General features: G+C 48.2%; 16 protein-coding genes. 13 read left to right on the top strand and 3 right to left on the bottom strand.

The window, feature by feature from the left end:
* Positions 1 to 449: 449 nt before the first annotated feature.
* Both dnaN and dnaA read right to left on the bottom strand, forming a co-directional pair.
* Positions 450 to 1,589, bottom strand: a complete 1,140-nt coding sequence (dnaN, locus tag KGF65_RS11615) for a DNA polymerase III subunit beta (protein ID WP_003637266.1) — start codon at positions 1,587 to 1,589, stop codon at positions 450 to 452.
* A 175-nt stretch (positions 1,590 to 1,764) separates the two neighbouring features.
* A complete protein-coding gene (gene dnaA / locus KGF65_RS11620; RefSeq protein ID WP_056952913.1) occupies positions 1,765 to 3,132 on the bottom strand; it encodes a chromosomal replication initiator protein DnaA in 1,368 nt (455 codons plus the stop codon).
* Between the two features lie 507 nt (positions 3,133 to 3,639).
* Here dnaA and rpmH point away from each other — a divergent pair.
* The 11 genes from rpmH (at position 3,640) to KGF65_RS11675 (ending at position 17,240) form a co-directional block, all read left to right on the top strand.
* The gene (gene rpmH, locus KGF65_RS11625; RefSeq protein WP_003640225.1) at positions 3,640 to 3,774 is read left to right on the top strand and encodes a 50S ribosomal protein L34; all 135 of its coding nucleotides are present in this window, start codon (positions 3,640 to 3,642) and stop codon (positions 3,772 to 3,774) included.
* A 112-nt stretch (positions 3,775 to 3,886) separates the two neighbouring features.
* Positions 3,887 to 4,231: a ribonuclease P protein component gene (rnpA, locus tag KGF65_RS11630; RefSeq protein WP_003640224.1), complete on the top strand. Its 345-nt coding sequence runs from the start codon at positions 3,887 to 3,889 to the stop codon at positions 4,229 to 4,231.
* Positions 4,232 to 4,246: 15 nt separating this feature from the next.
* Complete coding sequence (yidC, locus tag KGF65_RS11635) at positions 4,247 to 5,080, top strand: membrane protein insertase YidC (RefSeq protein WP_082230195.1); 834 nt, start codon at positions 4,247 to 4,249, stop codon at positions 5,078 to 5,080.
* An 836-nt stretch (positions 5,081 to 5,916) separates the two neighbouring features.
* Positions 5,917 to 7,554 (top strand): peptide ABC transporter substrate-binding protein, encoded by a 1,638-nt coding sequence (locus tag KGF65_RS11640; RefSeq protein WP_101874273.1) that lies wholly within the window; start codon positions 5,917 to 5,919, stop codon positions 7,552 to 7,554.
* A gap of 132 nt (positions 7,555 to 7,686) precedes the next feature.
* A complete protein-coding gene (locus KGF65_RS11645) occupies positions 7,687 to 8,940 on the top strand; it encodes an amidohydrolase family protein (protein ID WP_216748535.1) in 1,254 nt (417 codons plus the stop codon).
* A gap of 543 nt (positions 8,941 to 9,483) precedes the next feature.
* Complete coding sequence (jag, locus tag KGF65_RS11650; protein ID WP_101874272.1) at positions 9,484 to 10,569, top strand: RNA-binding cell elongation regulator Jag/EloR; 1,086 nt, start codon at positions 9,484 to 9,486, stop codon at positions 10,567 to 10,569.
* Between the two features lie 231 nt (positions 10,570 to 10,800).
* Complete coding sequence (gene mnmE, locus KGF65_RS11655; RefSeq protein WP_003640219.1) at positions 10,801 to 12,192, top strand: tRNA uridine-5-carboxymethylaminomethyl(34) synthesis GTPase MnmE; 1,392 nt, start codon at positions 10,801 to 10,803, stop codon at positions 12,190 to 12,192.
* A gap of 18 nt (positions 12,193 to 12,210) precedes the next feature.
* Positions 12,211 to 14,124 carry a tRNA uridine-5-carboxymethylaminomethyl(34) synthesis enzyme MnmG gene (gene mnmG, locus KGF65_RS11660; protein WP_101874271.1) on the top strand — a complete coding sequence of 638 codons (1,914 nt, stop codon included), beginning with the start codon at positions 12,211 to 12,213 and terminating at the stop codon, positions 14,122 to 14,124.
* 525 nt (positions 14,125 to 14,649) lie between these two features.
* Positions 14,650 to 15,237 (top strand): signal peptidase I, encoded by a 588-nt coding sequence (lepB, locus tag KGF65_RS11665; RefSeq protein WP_101874270.1) that lies wholly within the window; start codon positions 14,650 to 14,652, stop codon positions 15,235 to 15,237.
* A gap of 239 nt (positions 15,238 to 15,476) precedes the next feature.
* Positions 15,477 to 16,793: a C1 family peptidase gene (locus tag KGF65_RS11670; RefSeq protein ID WP_216748536.1), complete on the top strand. Its 1,317-nt coding sequence runs from the start codon at positions 15,477 to 15,479 to the stop codon at positions 16,791 to 16,793.
* 12 nt (positions 16,794 to 16,805) lie between these two features.
* Positions 16,806 to 17,240 (top strand): helix-turn-helix domain-containing protein, encoded by a 435-nt coding sequence (locus tag KGF65_RS11675; protein ID WP_050338068.1) that lies wholly within the window; start codon positions 16,806 to 16,808, stop codon positions 17,238 to 17,240.
* A 374-nt stretch (positions 17,241 to 17,614) separates the two neighbouring features.
* On the opposite strand, the gene KGF65_RS11680 is transcribed toward KGF65_RS11675, so the two are convergent.
* The gene (locus tag KGF65_RS11680) at positions 17,615 to 18,487 is read right to left on the bottom strand and encodes a DegV family protein (protein WP_216748537.1); all 873 of its coding nucleotides are present in this window, start codon (positions 18,485 to 18,487) and stop codon (positions 17,615 to 17,617) included.
* A 147-nt stretch (positions 18,488 to 18,634) separates the two neighbouring features.
* On the opposite strand from KGF65_RS11680, the gene KGF65_RS11685 reads away from it, so the two are divergent.
* Together KGF65_RS11685 and KGF65_RS11690 are read left to right on the top strand one after the other, a co-directional pair.
* Entirely contained in the window at positions 18,635 to 19,102 is a 468-nt protein-coding gene (locus KGF65_RS11685; RefSeq protein WP_050338070.1) for a GNAT family N-acetyltransferase, read from the top strand.
* 734 nt (positions 19,103 to 19,836) lie between these two features.
* A complete protein-coding gene (locus tag KGF65_RS11690) occupies positions 19,837 to 20,640 on the top strand; it encodes a 2-keto-4-pentenoate hydratase (RefSeq protein WP_216748538.1) in 804 nt (267 codons plus the stop codon).
* The last annotated feature ends 73 nt before the right edge of the window (positions 20,641 to 20,713 follow it).

Here is a 20,713-nt window from a genome sequence, read left to right on the forward strand (position 1 = left end):
ATTATACTTGTTTTTTAATGAAAATTCAATTTACAACCGCGCTCAGAGCCATTTTAAGCCGATTTAAGCCATTTAAATATCGGGATACTAACCCCGGGGTAAATTTGCTGAAATTCGCAAAAATGGCGGATATTCATAAAATATCTTGTTTTTTCGCACACAAATTAGCTGAAAACGCAACTGTTGATTCTCGGATTAGTCAGCAATCGTCCGAAATTGATCAGTCAGTCTCTTCAATCAGCACTTGATATGGGCCTTAACGACACGTCGGTCATCAGCGAGCACCAACACTTATTTTTGAATATGCACGATTCAGAACTTCAAAAGTTACACCACAACAAACTAGCGGCTGTACCAGCATTCTGGCAGTTTTAACTGCAGCTAAAAAGGCGCCCAATCTGCATGCGATTGGGCGCCTTTTACTTGTAATTGTATATTTATTCAGCTAATTAGAAAGTCCGAACTGGCGTGATCAGTTGGATGAAGTTTTCGCCTTCTTCAGTTGGAACCAACGTGAATGGGCGTAATGCCATCGTGAATGAAATCTTGATCATCGCTTGACCGAATGAACGTAAAGCTTCTTTCATGTAATCAGGGTTGAACGAAATTTCAAGTTCATCCCCGGCTAAGTCAGTCGGTTGCAACTGTTCCGTTACTTCACCGACATCTGGTGAGTTCCCAAAAATCGTGATGGTTTTGTCCGTTGGGTTAACGGAGAAACGAACCACGTTATTGCGGCTTTCGTGTGAGAGCAAGGATGCCCGTTCGATAGCTGCCGATAATGCGGGTGCTGAAATTTCGACCGTCGTATTGGATTCTTTAGGAATCAAGCGGGACGTGTCTGGATAATTGCCTTCCAGTAACCGGGAATAAAACGCCGTGTTACCAAGCACGAAGAGCACTTGATTTTCAGATAAGCGCATTTGAACATCTGGGTTATCATCGCCGATCATCCGGGATAATTCCGTGAGACTCTTCCCAGGGATAATCACGTCATAGTTGGCATTATTGGCTTCCGGTAACTTGATGCGGCGTTGACTTAACCGGTGTGAGTCGGTTGCGACGGCTAGGAATTCACCATTGGCCAAAATAAAATGAACCCCGGTCAAGATTGGCCGACTTTCTTGATTAGAAACGGCAATAACGGTTTGTCCGATCAATTCTTTGAGCACGTCACCGGCTAACGTAATGGTATTCGTCGTGTCGATTTCAGGTAAGTGCGGATAATTTTCAGGGTCCAAACCATTGATGGTAAAGGAAGCTGCACCAGAAGTGATCTGGGTCTGGAAACCATCCGTAACGTTAACGGTCATGGTATCTTCTGGTAATTTCTTAACGATTTCACTGAAGAACCGTGCAGGTAATACGATGGAACCAGCATCTTCAACGACTAACGTATTGTTGTCATCACTGGCTGGAATCGTCGTTTCGATTGAAATATCGGCGTCACTACCAGTTAAGGTAATGGCATCGGTACTAACGTCTAATTTTAAGCCAGTCAAAATTGGAATCGTCGTCTTTGAAGAAATTGCACGTTGGACATTATTTAATTCTTTGATGAACGCTGATCGATTGATCGTGAATTTCATAAGTTACATCCCCTCTTTCTAGCGACGGGCACTAGATATAGATTAGTAATAAAAGTTCGTAGTAATAGTAGAGCAGTGGGTACTGTGGAAAACTAAGTAAAAGCTAACGGCTATTGAGTTTTCCACATGTGCATAAGTTGTGGAAAACTTTTTGCGTTATTCTTTTTTATCCACACTACGATTTAAGCTGACCAGTCAGATCACCCACGGCTTTTTGTAACTCGGGGTCGGTTTTGAGGGCCTTCGTTATTTTGTCATGGGCGTGAATGACGGTCGTATGATCCTTGCCACCAAATTCGTTCCCGATCCGTGGGAGTGAACTTTCTGTCAGTTCGCGTGAGAGATACATGGCGATTTGGCGCGGAATCACGATTTGTTTGTTGCGTTTCTTCCCTTTAAGGTCAGCCATTGAAACGTGGAAATACTTGGCGACCTTTTCCTGAATGACGGGAATTGAGACCTCTGATAGTTTACTGCTAAGGTGCAAACTCTTCAACGCATCGGCCACTAAACTAGTGGTAATTGGCGAATTATTGAGTCGCGAATAAGCTTGAACGCGGGCCAGTGCCCCTTCTAGTTCACGGACATTGGAATCGATTTGTCCGGCGATATAACTGAGCGTATCGTCGGGAATCTCGATGCCTTCTAAATCAGCTTTATTCCGCAAAATGGCGATCCGTGTCTCGAGGTCCGGAGGTGTAATATCAACGGATAAGCCCCATTTGAATCGCGACACTAACCGATCTTGCAGTTGCGGAATTTCGTTTGGCAACCGGTCTGAAGTCAGCACGATTTGCTTATCATCTTCATATAAAGCATTAAATGTATGGAAGAACTCTTCTTGCGTTGCTTCCTTATTGGCAAAGAATTGAATATCATCGACTAATAACAGGTCGACGTTGCGGTATTCTTCCCGAAACGCTTCCTGTTTTTTCGTTTGGATGGCATTGATCAATTCATTGGTGAAGGATTCGCTAGTGACGTATTTGATGTTACTAGTCGGATCGGTTTCTAACAATTTGTTACCGATAGCGTGCATTAGGTGGGTTTTGCCCAGACCAACGCCCCCGTAGAAAAACAACGGATTATACATTGTCCCGGGCTCTTCCGACACAACTAACGCTGCGGCATGGGCCATTTGGTTCCCCTTGCCGATGACGAAAGTATCAAATGTATATTTCGGGTTGAGTTTCGTTTCCCGCATAAATGTGGGGGTAGTTGCGGTTGTTGGTTGTTGTCCCGCAACGTTACCGGTAGTCGCCTGCGCGTCGTTATCACGCGTAAGCTGCTGACGTTCTTCTTCCGTTATCATCACCGGCCGGATCTGCTCGTTAGTCGCTTGCATCGCAATGTCCGTGAACTTTGCGGCCAAGTTTTTCTCCCAGTAATCACGATGAAGTTGTGTTGGGACTTCGATCGTCATCTGGGCCTTATCGAGTTGGAGCGGTTTTGCCGGTTCGACAAACGTTTGAAACGTGATCTTGGATAGATCTTGTTCCATAGAGAACTTAATGAGATTCCATAAGTCATTACGTTCCAGCACGTGGATACCCCTTTTCTTAAAAAACGTAATTCTATTTTAGCATGAACATATCGAGTTTTCCACAGGTGGACAAGTTAAAGTTAAGAGAATTCACAGGGTGGTGATTGGCAATCCACAGGCTGTCGAAAAATAAACTGTTTTGAGTAAAATTAACAGTTATCCACAAAAACGAGTTTAAAACTAGCCTTGATATAGCAGCCTTTAAAATGGTTATGCACACAATAAATACGTCCTGTGGATAACTAAATAACACCCCGTGATTTTGTCGAAAAGTCTGTGGGCAACCTGCGAATAACGGAAAGTTGTGCTTGGGTCGTCCACAATGTCATTCGCAACTAACCGGTCGTTAGTCCAGCAATCAGGTGAACGAAAATTAAATTTACTGGTTTTCAAATAAAGTAAAATATGCTATAGTAGTCAGGAAATGCATTTAGGATGTAAACTGCGTTTTGAAAATAACGACTTAATCGAATTGATTCATGTCATTATGGAGAAGGAGGTGTCATGATGAAGAGAACTTACCAACCAAAGAAGCGCCATCGTCAACGTGTACATGGCTTCCGCAAACGGATGAGCACCAGTAATGGCCGCAAAGTGTTAGCCCGTCGCCGCCAACGAGGCAGAAAAGTATTGTCTGCATAGGCCACTGATTATCAGTGGCTTTTTCTTTACAGTCCTGGACCGAGTGTTTAGGGCTGTAAAGTCGTGTAGCAATTCGCTCAGGTGAGCTTGAGCGCACACATGGAGATGGATTATGCGAAAATCATATCGGGTAAAAAAGGAAACTGAGTTCCAACAAGTTTTTGAGACCCGCAACTCGTATGCCAATCGTCAATTTGTCATTTACGTTTTGGAAAAACCGGGGCAACCTCATTTCCGCGTGGGTATTTCAGTCGGTAAAAAGATTGGGAATGCCGTTGCGCGTAACTGGGTCAAACGCCGGATTCGGCAATCAATCACCGAGCTAAAGCCGCAGCTTAAGCAAGATGCGGACTTCCTCGTCATTGCCCGACCAACCGTTGCCGGTAAGTCGCAAGCCGAAACCAAAGCTTATCTAAGCCATGCGCTAAAGCTAGCGCACCTGCTGGACAATGATTAAAGTGAGGACATTCGTTTGAAAAAGTACAGAAAAATACTGGCAATGCTGGCCGTACTAGCACTTGTACTAGTTTTGAGTGGGTGTAGCAATACTCCCATCACGGATAAGAGTACCGGATTTTGGGATGGCTTGATCATCTTGAACTTCTCACGGGCGATTATTTGGTTATCAAACTTGTTCGGTCATAGTTATGGTCTCGGGATCATCGTCTTTACGTTGATCATCCGGGTCATCATCTTACCATTGATGATCTTCCAAACCCGCAACATGGTAGCCATGCAAGAGGTCCAACCGCAGATGAAGGCTTTACAAAAGCAATATTCATCACGGGACATGGAAACTCAGCAAAAGCTCCAAGCGGAAATGAAGAAGTTGTACGCCAAGCATGGTGTGCATCCAATGGCCAGCATGTTGCCATTGCTAGTTCAGTTGCCAATCTTGATTGCATTGTACCAAGCAATCTGGCGGACCCAAGTCCTGAAGACCGGTTCGTTCTTATGGCTTCAATTAGGTAGTAAGGACCCGTACTACGTCTTGCCGATTCTGGCGGCGATCTTCACGTTCGCCAGTTCCTGGTTAGCGATGAAGTCGCAACCAGAGCAAAATGGGATGACGACTTCGATGACGTACCTGATGCCCGTGATTATCTTGATTACGGCCATCAACGTGCCATCAGCCTTGTCCTTGTACTGGGTGATCTCCAACGCATTCCAAGTTGGACAAACCTTGCTCCTGCAAAACCCATTCAAGATCAATCGCGAACGGGAAGAGAAGCAAAAAGCAGAACGAGAACGCAAGCGGGCTTTGGAAAAAGCTAGAAAGCGTGCGATTCGCAATCATAAACGTTAAATACAAATGGACCTGCCGTGTGGTGGGTCTTTTTTTGTGCCTCGAGTTTATTTTTACTGAACGGTCAAAATTCGCCGTCCGGGTATTTGTCAGCCGGAAATGTATCCTAGTCTGAACTGCGAGGCTGCCTGACAGCGTTGGAACGGGACACTTCAACGCTGACAATTCTCAGCAATGAAATTCTACTTTAGTGAGCGTTGTGTGCTTGGCTATTGGAAGACCAGCACTTCAGAAGTGGGTGTCCGGCTTAAATCTGTGTCGCGTTCCGGTAGCGTCAGAAATTTCTGGAAGCTGGCGCAGAATGAATCTATCACTGTAGGTTTACGCCGATTTGCGCTGTTTCCAGTGGGTCTATGCGAGCTGTCTTAAGAACGTGCATTTTTTTAACCATCCATGAATAGGCCTGATACGATAGCAATCTGCTAACCACATTTGCGCGCGCACTTAAAAAATTCGAAAAAAGATTTGACAAATCCAAAAATCACCGCTAAGATGTGAATCACATTAAAAAATAATTAGATTAAACGAACGGCCATCGAGGAGTCGGTTATCAGTCAGTCACAGAGAGTCGCGGCAGCTGCAAAGCGACCTGCACTGATCACTCAAAGTCGATAGTTAGTGAGCAGTCGTGTGAAGCGGCTGCCGGTTGTACCCGATAGCGTACCAACATATCGTCAATTCATTTGGCCGTATGTAAGTGGCGAGTTGTCTTGACTCGCAATGAGGTGGTACCGCGTGAAGACGTCCTTTTAAGCAATAGCTTAGTGGGACGTCTTTTTGTGTTTATCGGACGCCGGTTTAAGCTGATTAAGACCATACATATGGAGGGATTAGGGATGCAGGCAAAGTATACATATAGCATTATTGGGGTTGTGAGTGCCTTATTATTAACCGGCTGCTTAGGAACGGTCTCTAATTCTTCAAAGACGACCAGTGCGGCTAATCAGAATAAGACGTTGGGCATCACGATTCCTGGGGAGCCAATGACCAGTGATCCAACCACGTCGATTGAAACCAATGGTGGTGCCGTCATTACACAAACCGGCGAAGGTATTTATCGCAAAAATGCGAATAATAAGATCGTCGCGGGGGTCGTTGAAAAGAAGGTCAAGCCGACTGAGAATAAGACCCGCTACACGTTTACGATTCGAAAGAATGCGCGCTGGCAGAATGGCACGAAGATCACGTCACAAGACTTTGTCACGGCATTACGGCGGCAGGCTAATCCGAAAACGAAGTCACAAAATCTAGATGCAATCAGTTACATCAAGAATTTCGATGCGGTCAATAAAGGGAAGATGGCGGTCAATAAGCTAGGTGTCACGGCGATCAACAAGCGCACGTTTTCAATTAAGTTGAGCAAACCCGTGCCGTATATGAATTACGAGTTCACCAGTTTTTACCCACTCAATACGGCCGCCGTCAATAAGTACGGGTCCAAGCTCGGTAGCAATTCTGCGACAACGGTTGCGAACGGGGCCTATGTCATCAAGGGCTGGAAAGGATCCAATGATAGTTGGTATTACGTCAAGAACAAGTATTACTGGAATGCCAAAAATGTCAAAATCAAGCGCATCAAAGTCACGGTGACTAAGGACGATAATACCGCGCAGAACCTATTTAACGCTGGGACCGTGCAAGTGACAAATATTTCGGGACAATACGTCAAGAATAATGCCAACAATAAGGAGATGACGGTCACCAAAACTGGGCGGAATAATTACATTTACTTCAATAGTAAGAAGTCGGTCACGGCTAATGAGAATTTCCGGCACGCCCTGAGCCTCGTCGTTAATCAGAAGACGTTGGCCAAGGATGTGTTACAAGATGGCTCGCAAGCGGCAACGAACATCGTCCCGAAAAACTATGCGAGTGATCCAACGACCGGTGAAGATTTCGTCAAGGAAGTCGGCAATCTATCGCCAACGAATATTAAGAAGGCCAAGCAATATTGGCAAAAGGCCCAACAAGAGCTAGGCAAGCAGAAGGTCACGTTGAACTTCTTGTGTGATGACACGGATACCGAGAAGAAGCTGGCGGAATACGTTCAGGGCGTGGCTGAGAAGTATTTGAAAGGTGTGACGATCAAAATCGTGGCGGTGCCACACGCGACCCACGTTTCACGAGATTTCACGGGGAACTTCGACCTAGTCACGGTTGGCTGGGGCCCAGATTACCCGGACGCGCAGAACTTCTTGGATGGCATGCAGAGTTCTAACAGCATCAACTTCACCCAGTGGAAGGATGCCAAGTATGATGCGTTGATGGCGAAAGTCTCCGACACGGCCAAATACACCGCGGCACAGCGGTGGGCCTATGAGAAACAAGCCGATCGCCGGTTGATGAAGCTAGCAGCGGTCATTCCAACTTATCAAGCCTCATCCGCGTTCTTGGTCAGCAAGGATGTCGGTGGATTGAAGTGGGATGAGTTTTCTGGAACGGCCAGTCAACTTCAATATGCTTATTGGAAATAATAGATAACCCTGAAAGGTGGTGAGGCGTGGTGGCCAGTCAGTTAAAGAACCAACAATGTTGTGATGAAAACGATGGTCCGTTACCGTTATTGGACGGAACGCGACCTGCCAAAATGAAAGGAAGTCATTATTATGACCAAAACCAACTATATCAACGCCTCAATCTACAGTTCAGAAAAGCAAACGTTTATCGACAATCAGTTTATGACCGTTGACGATACAACTGGTAAAATCATCGCGATCGGTACCGGGACACCCGATACGATTGCTGAACAGACGACCGACATGCAAGGTAAGTACGTGATGCCGGGGATCATGAACGCGCATACGCATATCACCAGTATTCCAACGTATTGGTGGCATGATGGGCAAGAAGACCGCCATCCAGCGTCTCGTGAATACAATACGATGTACGCCATTCGCAATATGCAGGATATGATCAATCATGGCGTCACCTACATCCGCAATGTGGGGGCTCAATATGATATTGACGTCGCCATTGCCAAAATGCAGCGCGAAGGTAAGATTGCCGGACCCCGCGTAATGACGTCTGGGCAAGCCTTCTCGATCACAGGTGGTCACGGTGCGGATGGCGGTCATGAAGTTGATGGTGTTGACGCGGTGATTCACGGCGTTCGACAAGCGCTCAAGATGGGCGTTGACAATATCAAGATGATGGTCACGGGCGGCGTGCTTCGCAATGGTGAAACGCCGGATGACATTCAATTTAACTTCGAAGAGGTCCAGGCAGCGGTCGAAGAAGCCCATCATAAAGGTAAGACAGTCGCGGCCCATGCCCAAGGTAATGCGGGCGTCAAAGAAGCCGTTCAAGCCGGCGTCGATACGGTCGAACATGCCTTTGATATTGATGATGAAACCATTGAAATGATGCGTAAACACGGCACGGTCATTGTGCCGACGATGAATGCGATGTATGCCATTTATAAATATGATGAAAAGACTGTGCCAGCCTGGGCGCGCGAAAAAGTTATCGTGAACATCAAGAAACACTTTGCAAGTATCACGAAGGCAGCTGCAGCGGGAATCCCAATTGCGATGGGGACGGATGCCGGGACGCCGTACAACGGGTTCGAGGATGAATCCGCTTATGAAATGCAGCTCTATGTCGATAAAGCGGGGATGACACCGGCTCAAGCCATCGATACAGCGACGATCAACTGCGCGCGGGCGATGCATGTGGATGCCGAATACGGGACGATTGCGGCCGGCAAATTCGCGGACTTTATTGCAATGACGGCCAACCCAATCGAAGATATTCGCGTGATTCAGCATGACAAAGACGTCTTCCAACACGGTATCCAAGTCCATCAGGCGGCCCAGGTGGCGGATGTTGAAGAAAATGAACCAGTGCGGCAAGTGGGCTAAGATTGGTCGGATGCCTGCTGGGTGTGGGCAGCGGGCAGTGCTGAACAATAATCTGAACGAGATGGTCAGTAGTCTGAACAAAAGCCATTTTGAAGGCGACGGTTTACTTTGAAACTGATAAACTAGTCGGCACGCGATGATGGCTAATCAACTGAATACTTAGGTTAATGACGAACCGATTTTCTAGGATAGTACTGCTAGAAAATCGGTTTTTCGTTGGAGATGGATGAACGACTGAATGGTTAATGGCCATGAATCTGGAGCAGACCAAAACGAGTGCACTGTCGATGTTGGGAGGCTAGGCGTCGATTTCTATTGCCCAGGTGCTAGTTTAGTAGGATTTCAACTGATAACTAATCTAGCACGGTCGCCATAGATAACGGTGCAATCTAGTGAATGTGGACCCCGGCTGCACGACAAATGCAGGTCGTTACGCCAGCCGAATCGTTGTAAGGGTTCATTAAGTGTTGCTAGTCAGCTGTTCGCAAGGGGAATGGTAATGCTATAATGAGAACAGGATTGTTAACGAGGAGGATTTAAGTCATGACAGTATTTGAAGGTAATACCGTCGCGGCCGCAATTGCGGCCGGTTTAAAACAACTGCACCGAACACGCGACCAGGTGACTGTGGAAGTCATTGCTGAAGCGAAGAAGGGCTTTTTAGGGCTGGGAAAACAGCCGGCTCAAGTTAAAATAACGGCGGTGCCGGCCTCCACAGCAGCGGCGAGCGCAACCGAACAGCCGCAGTCCGCTGAAACGATTGACCAGTCATCAGCACCCGCATCCGCGGAAACGTCGCCTGCTAAGTCCATTGTGACCCCGGATGTCAGCACGGGTCCCGTCGTTCCTGGTGATGCTGGGTTAGCGGATGAGACGGTTGCCCCGGCAGACGCAACACGGCATTCAGCCAACGTTCAGCCTACTGAAGTGCAGGACGTTGAAACTAAAGTGAGTGCTGCTGGCAAGCCTCAAGCTGGCGTTGAAACCAAAACGACGACTAAAGTGGCAGCCACTAAAGCGGTGAATACGCAGAACGCCGACCACCAAACCAATGGCAAGGCGGCTAAATCAGCAGCGCCCAAGGCCAAACCGGCTAAAGCGAAAGCAGCGCATGACGCAGCAGCAACCACCCCAACGCCACGGACGCCGGCAGAAATTGCCGCCCGCCAAGCTGCTAACGAAACGGCGATTCGGGATTTGAGTGCCTACTTATTGGAAGTCGTCAAGCAACTGGGCATTGCCGCGGACCTCGATGTTGATTTTGGCAACCGGTACGCGACGTTGAACTTCAACACCGCCAAACAGGGCTTGCTGATTGGGAAGCATGGGCGCACCATCAATGCGTTGCAAGATCTCGCGCAAGTCTATATGAATCACCACGGCGCTTCCCACGTCAACGTCGTCTTGGATGTCGATGATTATCGCGATCGGCGCGTGGCGACCTTGAAGCGTTTAGCTGAAAGTACGGCGCGGGAAGTAATTGCGACTGGCAAGCAAGTCTTCCTAGACCCGATGCCGTCGTTTGAACGCAAATTGATCCACGCTGAATTGGCCAATAACCATCACGTCACAACTTTTTCAGAGGGACGGGAGCCGCACCGCGCCGTGGTTGTTGCGATTCGGAAATAGTTCATAACGGTGAACGCAAACAGGCGTTTGACAAACTCCGGGTGAGCTATTATAGTAGGTGTTAATCATTCTTATCTTTTAGATAAAGTAGTCAAAGTGCTTTATCCACGCTTTAAGGTGGCGTGGACTAGGCGCTTTTTTTCTGCATTTTAGGACATATTATTAACTAATTGTAAGTAAATTTGGTATGGTATTAGGCGATGAAACGCTGACAAGAAAGGACATGATGGTATGCCAACGACCACAGAATTTGATACGATCGCGGCAATTTCAACGCCGCCTGGTGAAGGTGGTATTTCAATTATTCGGATTAGCGGGGACCAGACGTTTAACGTGGTCACCCAGATTTTCAAGGGCAAGGACCTGAGTCAGGTCAAATCTCATACGATCAACTATGGGCACATTGTTGACCCGGACACCCATCAAGAAGTCGATGAAGTGATGGCGTCTGTGATGCGGGCACCTAAGACCTATACCCGTGAAGACGTGGTCGAAATCAACTGTCACGGGGGCCTGGTTGCGACCAACGAAATCTTACAACTGATTTTGAGTCACGGTGCGCGGATGGCGGAACCCGGTGAATTTACCAAACGGGCCTTCTTAAATGGACGGTTGGACTTGTCACAAGCGGAAGCCGTTATGGATCTGATTCGCGCTAAGACGGATAAATCCATGAAGGTCGCCCTAAACCAATTAGATGGTGATTTGTCGAAGCTGATCCGGCATTTACGCCAGGATATTTTGGACGTTTTAGCTCAAGTCGAAGTTAATATCGATTATCCAGAATACGACGCGGTCGAGACGATGACGACCAAGATGCTGAAGGAAAAGGCCACTGAAGTTGCGCAGAGCATCGACCAATTGTTGGCGACGGCCAAGCAAGGGAAAGTCCTACGTGAAGGGCTGGCGACCGCCATTATTGGTCGACCAAACGTCGGAAAATCAAGTCTGCTCAATCATCTGCTACACGAAGATAAAGCAATCGTGACGGATGTTGCCGGGACGACACGTGATGTTATCGAAGAATACGTCAATGTTCGCGGGGTGCCGCTCAAACTGGTCGATACGGCCGGAATTCGCGACACTGAAGATAAAGTCGAAAAAATTGGGGTCGAACGCAGTCGTAAAGCAATTGGCGCTGCCGATTTAGTGCTATTAGTCCTAGACAGCAGTCGGCCGTTGACCACGGAAGACCAGGAATTGTTGCAAGAAACAGCGCAGTCGAAGCGGATCGTGATTTTAAACAAGACGGATCTGCCCGCCCAGCTGGACCAAGCTGAACTTGCAAAATTCGTGGACCCCAAAGACGTGTTGAGCATGTCCGTCCTCGAACAGAGCGGCGTGACGCAATTGGAACAACGGATTGCCAAGATGTTCTTCAGTGAAGGCATTGAAAGTAATCAAAACAGTGTTATGGTCACGAACGCCCGCCACATTGGTTTGCTTAACCAAGCCAAACAGGCGCTACAAGACGTTCAGACGGGCTTGGCCGCTGGCATGCCAGTGGACTTGGTCCAAATCGACATGACCCGTTGCTGGGAATTTCTCGGTCAAATTACCGGGGACAGCTATGAAGATGAATTATTAGACCAGCTATTTAGCCAGTTCTGTCTGGGTAAGTAGTGGTAGGAGGAAATTGTAATGACAGAAGTAAAGCAGTATCAGGGCCGCGACTATGATGTGATCGTCGTTGGTGCTGGTCATGCCGGTTCAGAAGCTGCACTAGCCGCTGCCCGGATGGGAAACCGGACACTTTTAATGACCATTAACCTGGATATGGTGGCATTCATGCCATGTAACCCGTCCGTCGGTGGCCCGGCGAAGGGAATCGTTGTTCGTGAAATCGATGCGTTAGGTGGCGAGATGGGCCGCAACATCGATAAGACTTACGTTCAGATGCGGATGCTCAATACGGGTAAGGGTCCCGCTGTCCGTGCATTGCGGGCCCAAGCTGATAAGCATGCATACCACTCAGAAATGAAGCATACGATCGAACGTGAACCTAACCTGACGTTACGCCAAGGTATCGTTGATGGCTTGATCGTCGAAGATGGCGTCTGCAAAGGGGTCATCACGAATACGGGGGCTCATTATCGTGCTAAGAGTGTCGTGTTGACGACTGGAACGGCTGCGCGTGGGAAGATCATCATTGGTGAATTAATGTATTCATCTGGTCCAAACAACTCACAACCGGCAATGAAGCTATCCGGTGACTTGGAACGCTTAGGCTTCAAACTGGAACGGTTTAAGACCGGGACGCCACCACGGGTCGATGGTAATACGATCGATTACAGTGTCACCGAAGAACAACCCGGTGATCCAGAACCCCATCACTTTAGTTTTGAAACGAAGGACGAAGATTACCTTGATTTGACCCACCAGTTATCGTGCTGGTTAACGTATACCAACGAGACGACGCACAAGATCATTCGGGAAAACTTGGACCGGGCACCGATGTTTACGGGTGTCATTGAAGGTGTCGGTCCGCGTTACTGCCCATCGATCGAAGATAAAATCGTGCGGTTCGCGGATAAGAAGCGCCACCAACTCTTCTTGGAACCAGAAGGCCGGAATACGGACGAATGGTACGTTCAAGGGTTGTCAACGTCGATGCCAGAAGAAGTTCAACAACGAATCTTACACTCCATCAAGGGGTTGGAAGATGCTGAAATGATGCGGCCGGGTTATGCAATCGAATACGATGTCGTCGCCCCTTATCAATTAAAGGCCACGCTGGAGACGAAGCTCATCAAGAACTTGTATACCGCTGGTCAAACGAACGGGACGTCTGGTTATGAAGAAGCCGCTGGTCAAGGCTTGATGGCCGGTATCAACGCCGGTTTGCGGGCACTCGACCGGGGTCAATTCACCTTGAAGCGTAGCGATGCCTACATCGGGGTCATGATTGATGATCTGGTAACGAAGGGGACCAACGAACCTTACCGGCTGTTAACGAGTCGGGCCGAATATCGTTTGATCTTGCGTCACGATAACGCGGACTTGCGATTGACGGACAAGGGTCATGAATTAGGCTTGATTGACGACGACCGGTATGCGGCTTTTGAGGCCAAGCGGCAAGCAATCAAAGACGAACTTGACCGTTTGGGCAAAATCCGTATCAAACCTAACGATGACGTCAATGCCTTCTTACGGGCCCACAATTCTGGTGAGCTGAAAGATGGGGTTCTCGCTGCCGATTTCTTAAAGCGGCCAGAAGTGCGGTACGCTGATTTGATGAAATTCATCCCAGCGGCGCCAGAACCATTGGAACGCCACATCATTGAACAAGTTGAAATTCAAATCAAATACGCAGGTTACATCGAAAAAGCGGAAGAACGCGTTGAACGTTTGAAGAAGATGGAAGCTAAGAAGATTCCGGACCGGATCGACTATGACGCCATTGACGGTCTCGCAACTGAAGCTCATCAAAAGCTGAAGAAGATCCAACCAACCACGATTGCACAAGCGTCTCGAATCAGCGGTGTTAACCCCGCTGATATTGCAATCTTGAGTGTTTACATTCAACAGGGCCGGATTGCGAAGGTTAAGGACTAGGCTTAAGCTGATAAGCGCTGGTGACCTGAATTCTGGGTCGTGTTGAATCAGTAGTGCTTGCGTTAGGAATCAGTGCGAAAATCAAAAGTTAGTGCGAAAGGCCAAGATTAATGTAAAACTAAAATGAGTCGTTTCAAGAATTATGACTGGTACGTGGGTGCCGCGTGATTCTTGGAACGGCTTTTTTGTCGTTCGCCTAAAGGTCTGTTTGTCGGGCGAAGCACTAGAATTGGAAGGGCCTGCTAGTTTCTCGTTTAAACGGGGCTGCAGGTGTTACGGATGCCAACCTGAAATTGACGTTAAAGCCCGTGGTGTGGTGATTGCCAATCCATGTTTTCAGTCGAATCAAGATGATCGTCCGGTCTGCTGGTTTGCAGCCAAACGACTTCCACACATCGGAATTAATTGACGGCCGTCATTAGTGAACTTATAAAATCTTTTTAAAGGGGTCATCGATTCCAGACAAGCCGGGTCGATTGGACTATAATAATTGAAGGTTAAGCGTGGGGTAAGGGAGAACGTTGGATGAAAACTGTTAAAAGCATTATGAGTTGGGTGTTACCGATCGTGGTCGGCTTACTGGTCGCCATGGTGATTCGCCATTATATATTTACGATGGTGCGGGTGGACGGCCCATCGATGGAACCTAATCTGGACAATAATGAACGGGTCGCCGTGGTCAAGACCGCTAAGATTCGGCATTTGAGCGTGATCGTATTCAATGCGTACCATGTCGATCCAGATGCGCGGTCGAAATCGGTCAAGTATGTCAAACGAGTGGTCGGGATGCCTGGCGATACTGTCAAGTCTCAGAACGGCAAGCTATATGTGAACGGTAAGCTAGTCTCGCAACAGTTCATTAGTCAATATGAGCGGACACAGGGCACGACCAACTGGACCTTGAATACCTTGTCGACGCGCTATAGTTGGCGGTTAAAGACGACCAAGGTCCCGAAAAACACGTACTTTGTGCTCGGTGATCATCGCTCGGTCTCCAACGACAGTCGCTACTGGGGCTTCGTTCCCGCTAGCAAAGTGCTCGGCGTGGTCAAGGTGCCATTTTGGGACTCCAGTAGTACGAAGCGCCACAACGTCAATTCAATCAGCTATTAATTATCAACAGGTGTTGCTCACGGTGGGCAGCGCCTTTTTTATTGGCAGGCATGCGTAATAACCACGAGCAGAACGCGCTTATTGGTGATTATTACTAATTTAAAAAATGGTGCCTGTATAAAATAACTAATAAAATTCAGAAAAGTAAACAAAAACTTGCATCTAAATTGAAATCGCTATCTAATAGGCCTAGAATGAAGGCTAAACTGGTAACAGGGCTACAATGGAGGCTGGTAAATATGGCAACTGAATTAACACCCGCCGCGCTTGCCGTATTACGGACAACGCACGCAGATGATCGGATGGCGCCGGTACTAACGCGCGCCATCACCAAAAATGGCATCAAAGCCGCAAGTTTTGATAATCAGGCGGCAAGTCGCTTGGACCGGACGTTTTCGATCGAAGTTCCGACAGGCAAGGTTAGTAATCAAAAGAGTAGTGGTCGCTGCTGGGAGTTCTCGTTACTGAATACCCTGCGACACAAATTCGCGACGAAGTATCACGTGAAGGATTTCGAATTGTCACAAAGTTATTTATTTTTCTGGGATAAGATCGAACGGGCCAACACGTTTTATCGCAACGTTGAACAAACGGCGCGGCAACCAATTAGCGACCGCTTAGTCCAATTCTTGTTCGATAATCCTGGTGAAGATGGTGGCCAGTGGGCGATGGCCGCGAGTTTAGTTCAGAAGTACGGCGTTGTGCCAACGAGTGCGATGCCGGAAACGTTCAACACTGAAAATACCGCTGCTTTTCAAGCTGTGCTATCGCGGCAATTACGCAAAGACGGCTTGAAATTACGGCAGTTGGTCATGGACGGTGCTAACGAGGCAGAGCTACAATCACTCGAAAAGTCGATGTTGCAGGCTGTCTACCGGATGACGGCGTATTCTTTCGGTGAACCGCCGACCAGCTTTGACTTGGCCTATCGCGACGATGATCAGCAGTATCATCGGCTGACGGATCTGACGCCGCAACAATTCTATCAAGATTATTTTGACACTGACCTGGATGATTACGTTGTCGTGACGAACTCGCCTGATAAGCCGTTCAATCGCTTATACAGCCTGCCTGACGAAGATAACGTCATCGGTGGCAAACCAATCGAATTCTTGAACGTCGATATGGGGGTCCTGACGGATGTTGCGGTACAGCAATTGAAAGCCGGCGAGACGGTCTGGTTCGGCAACGATGTCTTGCGACAGATGGATCGCCAGACCGGGTATCTGGATGCCCACTTATTTGAGACGGGGCAGTTATTCGGAGTCAACGATCATTTGACCAAGGCCCAACGGTTACTGACTGGCGACGGTGAGGTCAGTCATGCGATGACGCTCACCGGCGTTGATTTGGTATCAGATACGCCAACCAAGTGGAAAGTCGAGAATAGTTGGGGCGAAAAGGTCGGTAAACAGGGCTACTTCGTGATGAGTCAAGATTGGTTTGACGCCTACGTCTATGAAGTGGTGGTCCACAAACAGTTCTTAGCACCAGAATTTCAAGTGTTAGTCAACGAACGCGCGCAACGGCTGCCCGCATGGGACCCGTTGCACTAGGAGGACGAAATTATGGGAATTTTTGCAGACCGATTAAAACAAGCCATGCAACAAGCGAACCTGACGTCAGCCCAGTTGTCCAAACAAACGGGAATCGGGCGCTCTTCAATTAGTCAGTGGTTGAGCAACAAATATGTCGCGAAACACGATAAGGTCGTGACGTTAGCGGGCGTTCTCAACGTGTCGCCAGACTGGCTGTTGGGGACGAGTGATGTGGCCACGCAACCGACGCCAGAAGCGGCGCCGATTCCAGTTGCGGTGACACCGACGCCCGCCGTGGACCCCGAGTTAGTCACCTTGTGGGAGCAGCTAGATCAGACGCAACGCGCCAAGTTGGTCAAAAAGGCACATAAGTTGTTAGCCAAATCTCAGGCTAAAGCGCAAGACCCAGCACCGAAGAAGACGAGTAAAAAGAAGAAAAAGAAAAAGGGTAAAAAGCGGAAGTAAGGCGGAATCGCTAGCCGAATGCGGCCAGGTGGCATGGTGATTTTAGATCACCGCGCATGGCTGGGTCGACTAGCGATTAACCGTTTGACTGATCGTTTATGACCAGAGACTAGACGCTAAAAACGACGCTTCAAGAAATCAAATTCTTGAAGCGTCGTTTTGTCATGCTTAATCGATTTAGTTGATTGCTGGTGCTGGCTGAAAAGACCAGTACAGCTCCGGATGAGTGCTGTAAACCAGGCGTGAGCCGGGCAACTAGCGCGGCTACATCCTCAAGCCGTCCGATTTTTGACGGCATTGCTGGTTCCGCTGGGCGTGCTAGTCCGCCGCGTTCAAGCTTGGTGACAGCGAACGCGAATTAGACGGCATGCCGTTTAATTATCCAGCGGCCATTTTTCCCGATCACGTGCCCAGATGAGGCCCATAACGCCTTCACCAACGTGGACACCGACGACTGGCCCGATTTCACCTTCGTCGATCGTGAGGTCTGGGAAGCTGGCTTTTAAATCAGCCGTCCATTCGGCTTGCAGCTTCGGATTATTCCCATTTTCAATCGTCACGCGCAGTGGGTAGTCGGCAGCGTCAATAGCTGCGGCTAACTTGGCCTTAATGGCGGTGTAAGCACGACGCATCGTCCGTTCTTTCTGGATGGCGACGATTTTGCCATCTTGGAACGTCAAGACGGGTTTGATGCGCAATAAATTGCCGACGAGCCCGGAAGCATTCGAGAGTCGCCCCGTGCGAACCAGATGGCTTAAGTTATCGACGACGAAGTAAACGTCCGTCGTTTCACGAATTTTCTTAAGCTGTTCGATGACTTGTTCGGGTGTGTAACCCGCAGCCACGAGTTTGGCAGCTAAGAGCACCATGTCGGCTTCACCAGCGGCAGTAATCAGGGAGTCGAAGGGATAGACTTTGATGTTCGTCACGTTCGGGAGATAACTCTCGAGATTGGTGATGAAGCTAGTTATACCAGATGATAAATGAATACTGATGACGGCGTCGTAGCCCGCTTCTGCGAGTTGGTCATACATCGTTTGCATTTGTCCCAGTGTGATCTGGGTGGTCGTTGGCAGTTCTGGTGCCGTTCGCATGCGTTCGTAAAATTCTTTGGAAGTGATTTCGACGTTTTCTAAATAAGTCTGTTGGCCAAAAATAACAGTGATTGGAACGACGTGAATATCATACTTTTCAACGTCGGCCGCTGATAGGTAACTGGCACTATCCGTAACAATTGCGGTTTTCATTTTTTCCCCGCTTTCATTTGGTGAAAGTATTGCCTAACATTATACCGCTTATTGGTGGGGGAAAGCTAGCATTGTTGGCTAAGTAAACGGTTGTAATTGCTAGCGACTACCGTCATAATGAAAATAATCAAATGGGGGAGGCACAAGATGAGGAAACGAATTGAGATCAAACCGGCGACAGATGCTGACCGGGCGGCGTTAGCTGAAATTTACTTAGTCGACCGCCAGCAAGAGTTTCCGTGGGTCACAGATCCTAAGTTACAGGATTTTGACTATGACAGTCGCGGCGAATTTGTCTTGGTGGCGTGGGTCGATGGCCAGCGCGCTGGCTTCTGCTCATTGTACCGACTGGCTAACTTCATTCATTTACTGTTCGTCGCACCGGATTTTCGCCATCTCAAAGTTGGCGAGCGTTTGTTGACCGAAATGCGCCAGTACGCCACGGAACCACTGACGTTGAAATGCGTCATGGCTAACGAGAATGCGTTGCGATTTTATGCCAAGGTCGGCTTTCAAATCGTCAAGGCAGACGCGGACGCGTTACCGCCAAATTACACGCTACGGGACACGCATACGGAGCAATATATTGCGTTGGTCGATTTGGAAAACAACTAGCTGGTGCTAGTGACACCTGTCGATTGGCGTTTGAATGTTAGTCCAATGTGAAATCTAATTTATTTTTAATTTTGGGGTTGACATTCTGATTTTACGGCGCTAAACTCTAATCATTAATTAAATTTAGATTAAAGACCGTGATAAGGAACGGTGTTAAGCCGGTTAGTTAGCGAGCTGTAGATTGGTGCAAGGCAGTCAATACCACTTAACATAGATCACCTTGGAGTCGCGCCCCGAAATTATTTGGAGAAGGCGTTGGATGGTACCCATTAATGTACCGGCGTATCGCATTTGCTGTACGTACTAAGGTGACTATTGTGAAGTAGTCGCGAATAAAGGTGGTAACCCGTTCTGGACGTCCTTTAATTAACTCGTTGGAGTTAGTTAAAGGGCGTCTTTTATTATTTAAAGGTGGTGAGGAGTATGGAATCGGACATTCTGGTGGCTAATTGCCAATCAGTGTGGGCAACGGCAATTAGTCGCACGGGAGCAGCAGCTCCTCAGATAAGACGAGAAGCTAACAGCGGCATTTAGCACCGCATTCTCGCAGGTTCTTGTAACACATAGATCAATCAATCGCAGTCATGCGACACATAATTAGCAAATGAAGTCATCACAAACGAAACGATTTAGGAACGATTTCAACACATAGTCAGTCGATTTTGCAAACGCAACACATAGTAGAGACACATAAGCATTAGTCAATGACTAAACACATAACGGAGGTTACGCCTATGACAACCACAACAACAGAAACAGAAACGCAAGTCGCACAACAATTATTTGATGCCTATCAAACCCAACACGCCTTAACGATGGCGGATTATGCAACCAGTGCCACCGATGAGGACGCTGCATACCGCGTTCAAGCTGAACTGACGGCGTTAAAACAGCAACCCGTTGGCGGCTACAAAGTCTCATTAACTAGCGCTGAAACCCAGAAGATGTTTGATGCGCATACACCACTCTATGGTGCGCAAGTCGCGGATCATTTCCTTGCCGCACCTACCACGGTTCGACGGGGCCAATTGATGGATCCACTCGTTGAAGTGGAACTTGTCTTTAAGGCCAAGGAGGATTTGAGTGCGACTGATTCATTAACTGATTTATGGCACAAAACCACGGTGGCACCCGGCCTAGAATTACCGGATTCTCGGTTTAGCGATTGGTTCCCAGACTTATCAAAGAACCTAGTGGTGGCTGATGCAGCCGTTGGTGGGTTAGTGGTCTACGGGACGGAAGAGGATACCGACAAGCGGTTTGCTTCCGTCGACGCGGTCGCAACGCCGAAATGTACCCTCGTCCATGATGGCGAGACGGTCAAGACGGGTCAAGCGAGCGAAGTGTTAGGCAATCCACTCAAGTCCTTGCAGTGGCTAGTCAGCAAGTTAGCTGAGCAGGGCAAGACACTTACTGCCGGCCAACGCGTCTCATCAGGAACGTTCGTCTTACCGCCACATTTAACTACGGGGCACTGGCAGGCCGACTTTGATTGTGGACTGGGACAAGTCGCAATAGATGTGACAGACGAAGGATAAGTGGAATTACTGGCCTAGGTCAAAAGCCGTTCAAGGGTTGTTGTGAAACAATCCTTGAACGGCTTTTTTGGGG

It is taken from the genome of Lactiplantibacillus sp. 30.2.29 (assembly GCF_018991255.1).
In the GTDB taxonomy this organism is placed as follows: Bacteria; Bacillota; Bacilli; order Lactobacillales; family Lactobacillaceae; genus Lactiplantibacillus; species Lactiplantibacillus pentosus.

Excerpts from the sequence above, each read along its gene's own strand:
- dnaN (WP_003637266.1), bottom strand. The coding sequence starts at position 1,589 with ATGAAATTCACGATCAATCGATCAGCGTTCATCAAAGAATTAAATAAT.
- KGF65_RS11680 (WP_216748537.1), bottom strand. The coding sequence starts at position 18,487 with ATGAAAACCGCAATTGTTACGGATAGTGCCAGTTACCTATCAGCGGCC.
- KGF65_RS11640 (WP_101874273.1), top strand. The coding sequence starts at position 5,917 with ATGCAGGCAAAGTATACATATAGCATTATTGGGGTTGTGAGTGCCTTA.
- mnmG (WP_101874271.1), top strand. The coding sequence starts at position 12,211 with ATGACAGAAGTAAAGCAGTATCAGGGCCGCGACTATGATGTGATCGTC.
- rpmH (WP_003640225.1), top strand. The coding sequence starts at position 3,640 with ATGAAGAGAACTTACCAACCAAAGAAGCGCCATCGTCAACGTGTACAT.
- KGF65_RS11685 (WP_050338070.1), top strand. The coding sequence starts at position 18,635 with ATGAGGAAACGAATTGAGATCAAACCGGCGACAGATGCTGACCGGGCG.
- KGF65_RS11645 (WP_216748535.1), top strand. The coding sequence starts at position 7,687 with ATGACCAAAACCAACTATATCAACGCCTCAATCTACAGTTCAGAAAAG.
- jag (WP_101874272.1), top strand. The coding sequence starts at position 9,484 with ATGACAGTATTTGAAGGTAATACCGTCGCGGCCGCAATTGCGGCCGGT.
- KGF65_RS11675 (WP_050338068.1), top strand. The coding sequence starts at position 16,806 with ATGGGAATTTTTGCAGACCGATTAAAACAAGCCATGCAACAAGCGAAC.
- KGF65_RS11690 (WP_216748538.1), top strand. The coding sequence starts at position 19,837 with ATGACAACCACAACAACAGAAACAGAAACGCAAGTCGCACAACAATTA.
- KGF65_RS11670 (WP_216748536.1), top strand. The coding sequence starts at position 15,477 with ATGGCAACTGAATTAACACCCGCCGCGCTTGCCGTATTACGGACAACG.
- lepB (WP_101874270.1), top strand. The coding sequence starts at position 14,650 with ATGAAAACTGTTAAAAGCATTATGAGTTGGGTGTTACCGATCGTGGTC.
- mnmE (WP_003640219.1), top strand. The coding sequence starts at position 10,801 with ATGCCAACGACCACAGAATTTGATACGATCGCGGCAATTTCAACGCCG.
- rnpA (WP_003640224.1), top strand. The coding sequence starts at position 3,887 with ATGCGAAAATCATATCGGGTAAAAAAGGAAACTGAGTTCCAACAAGTT.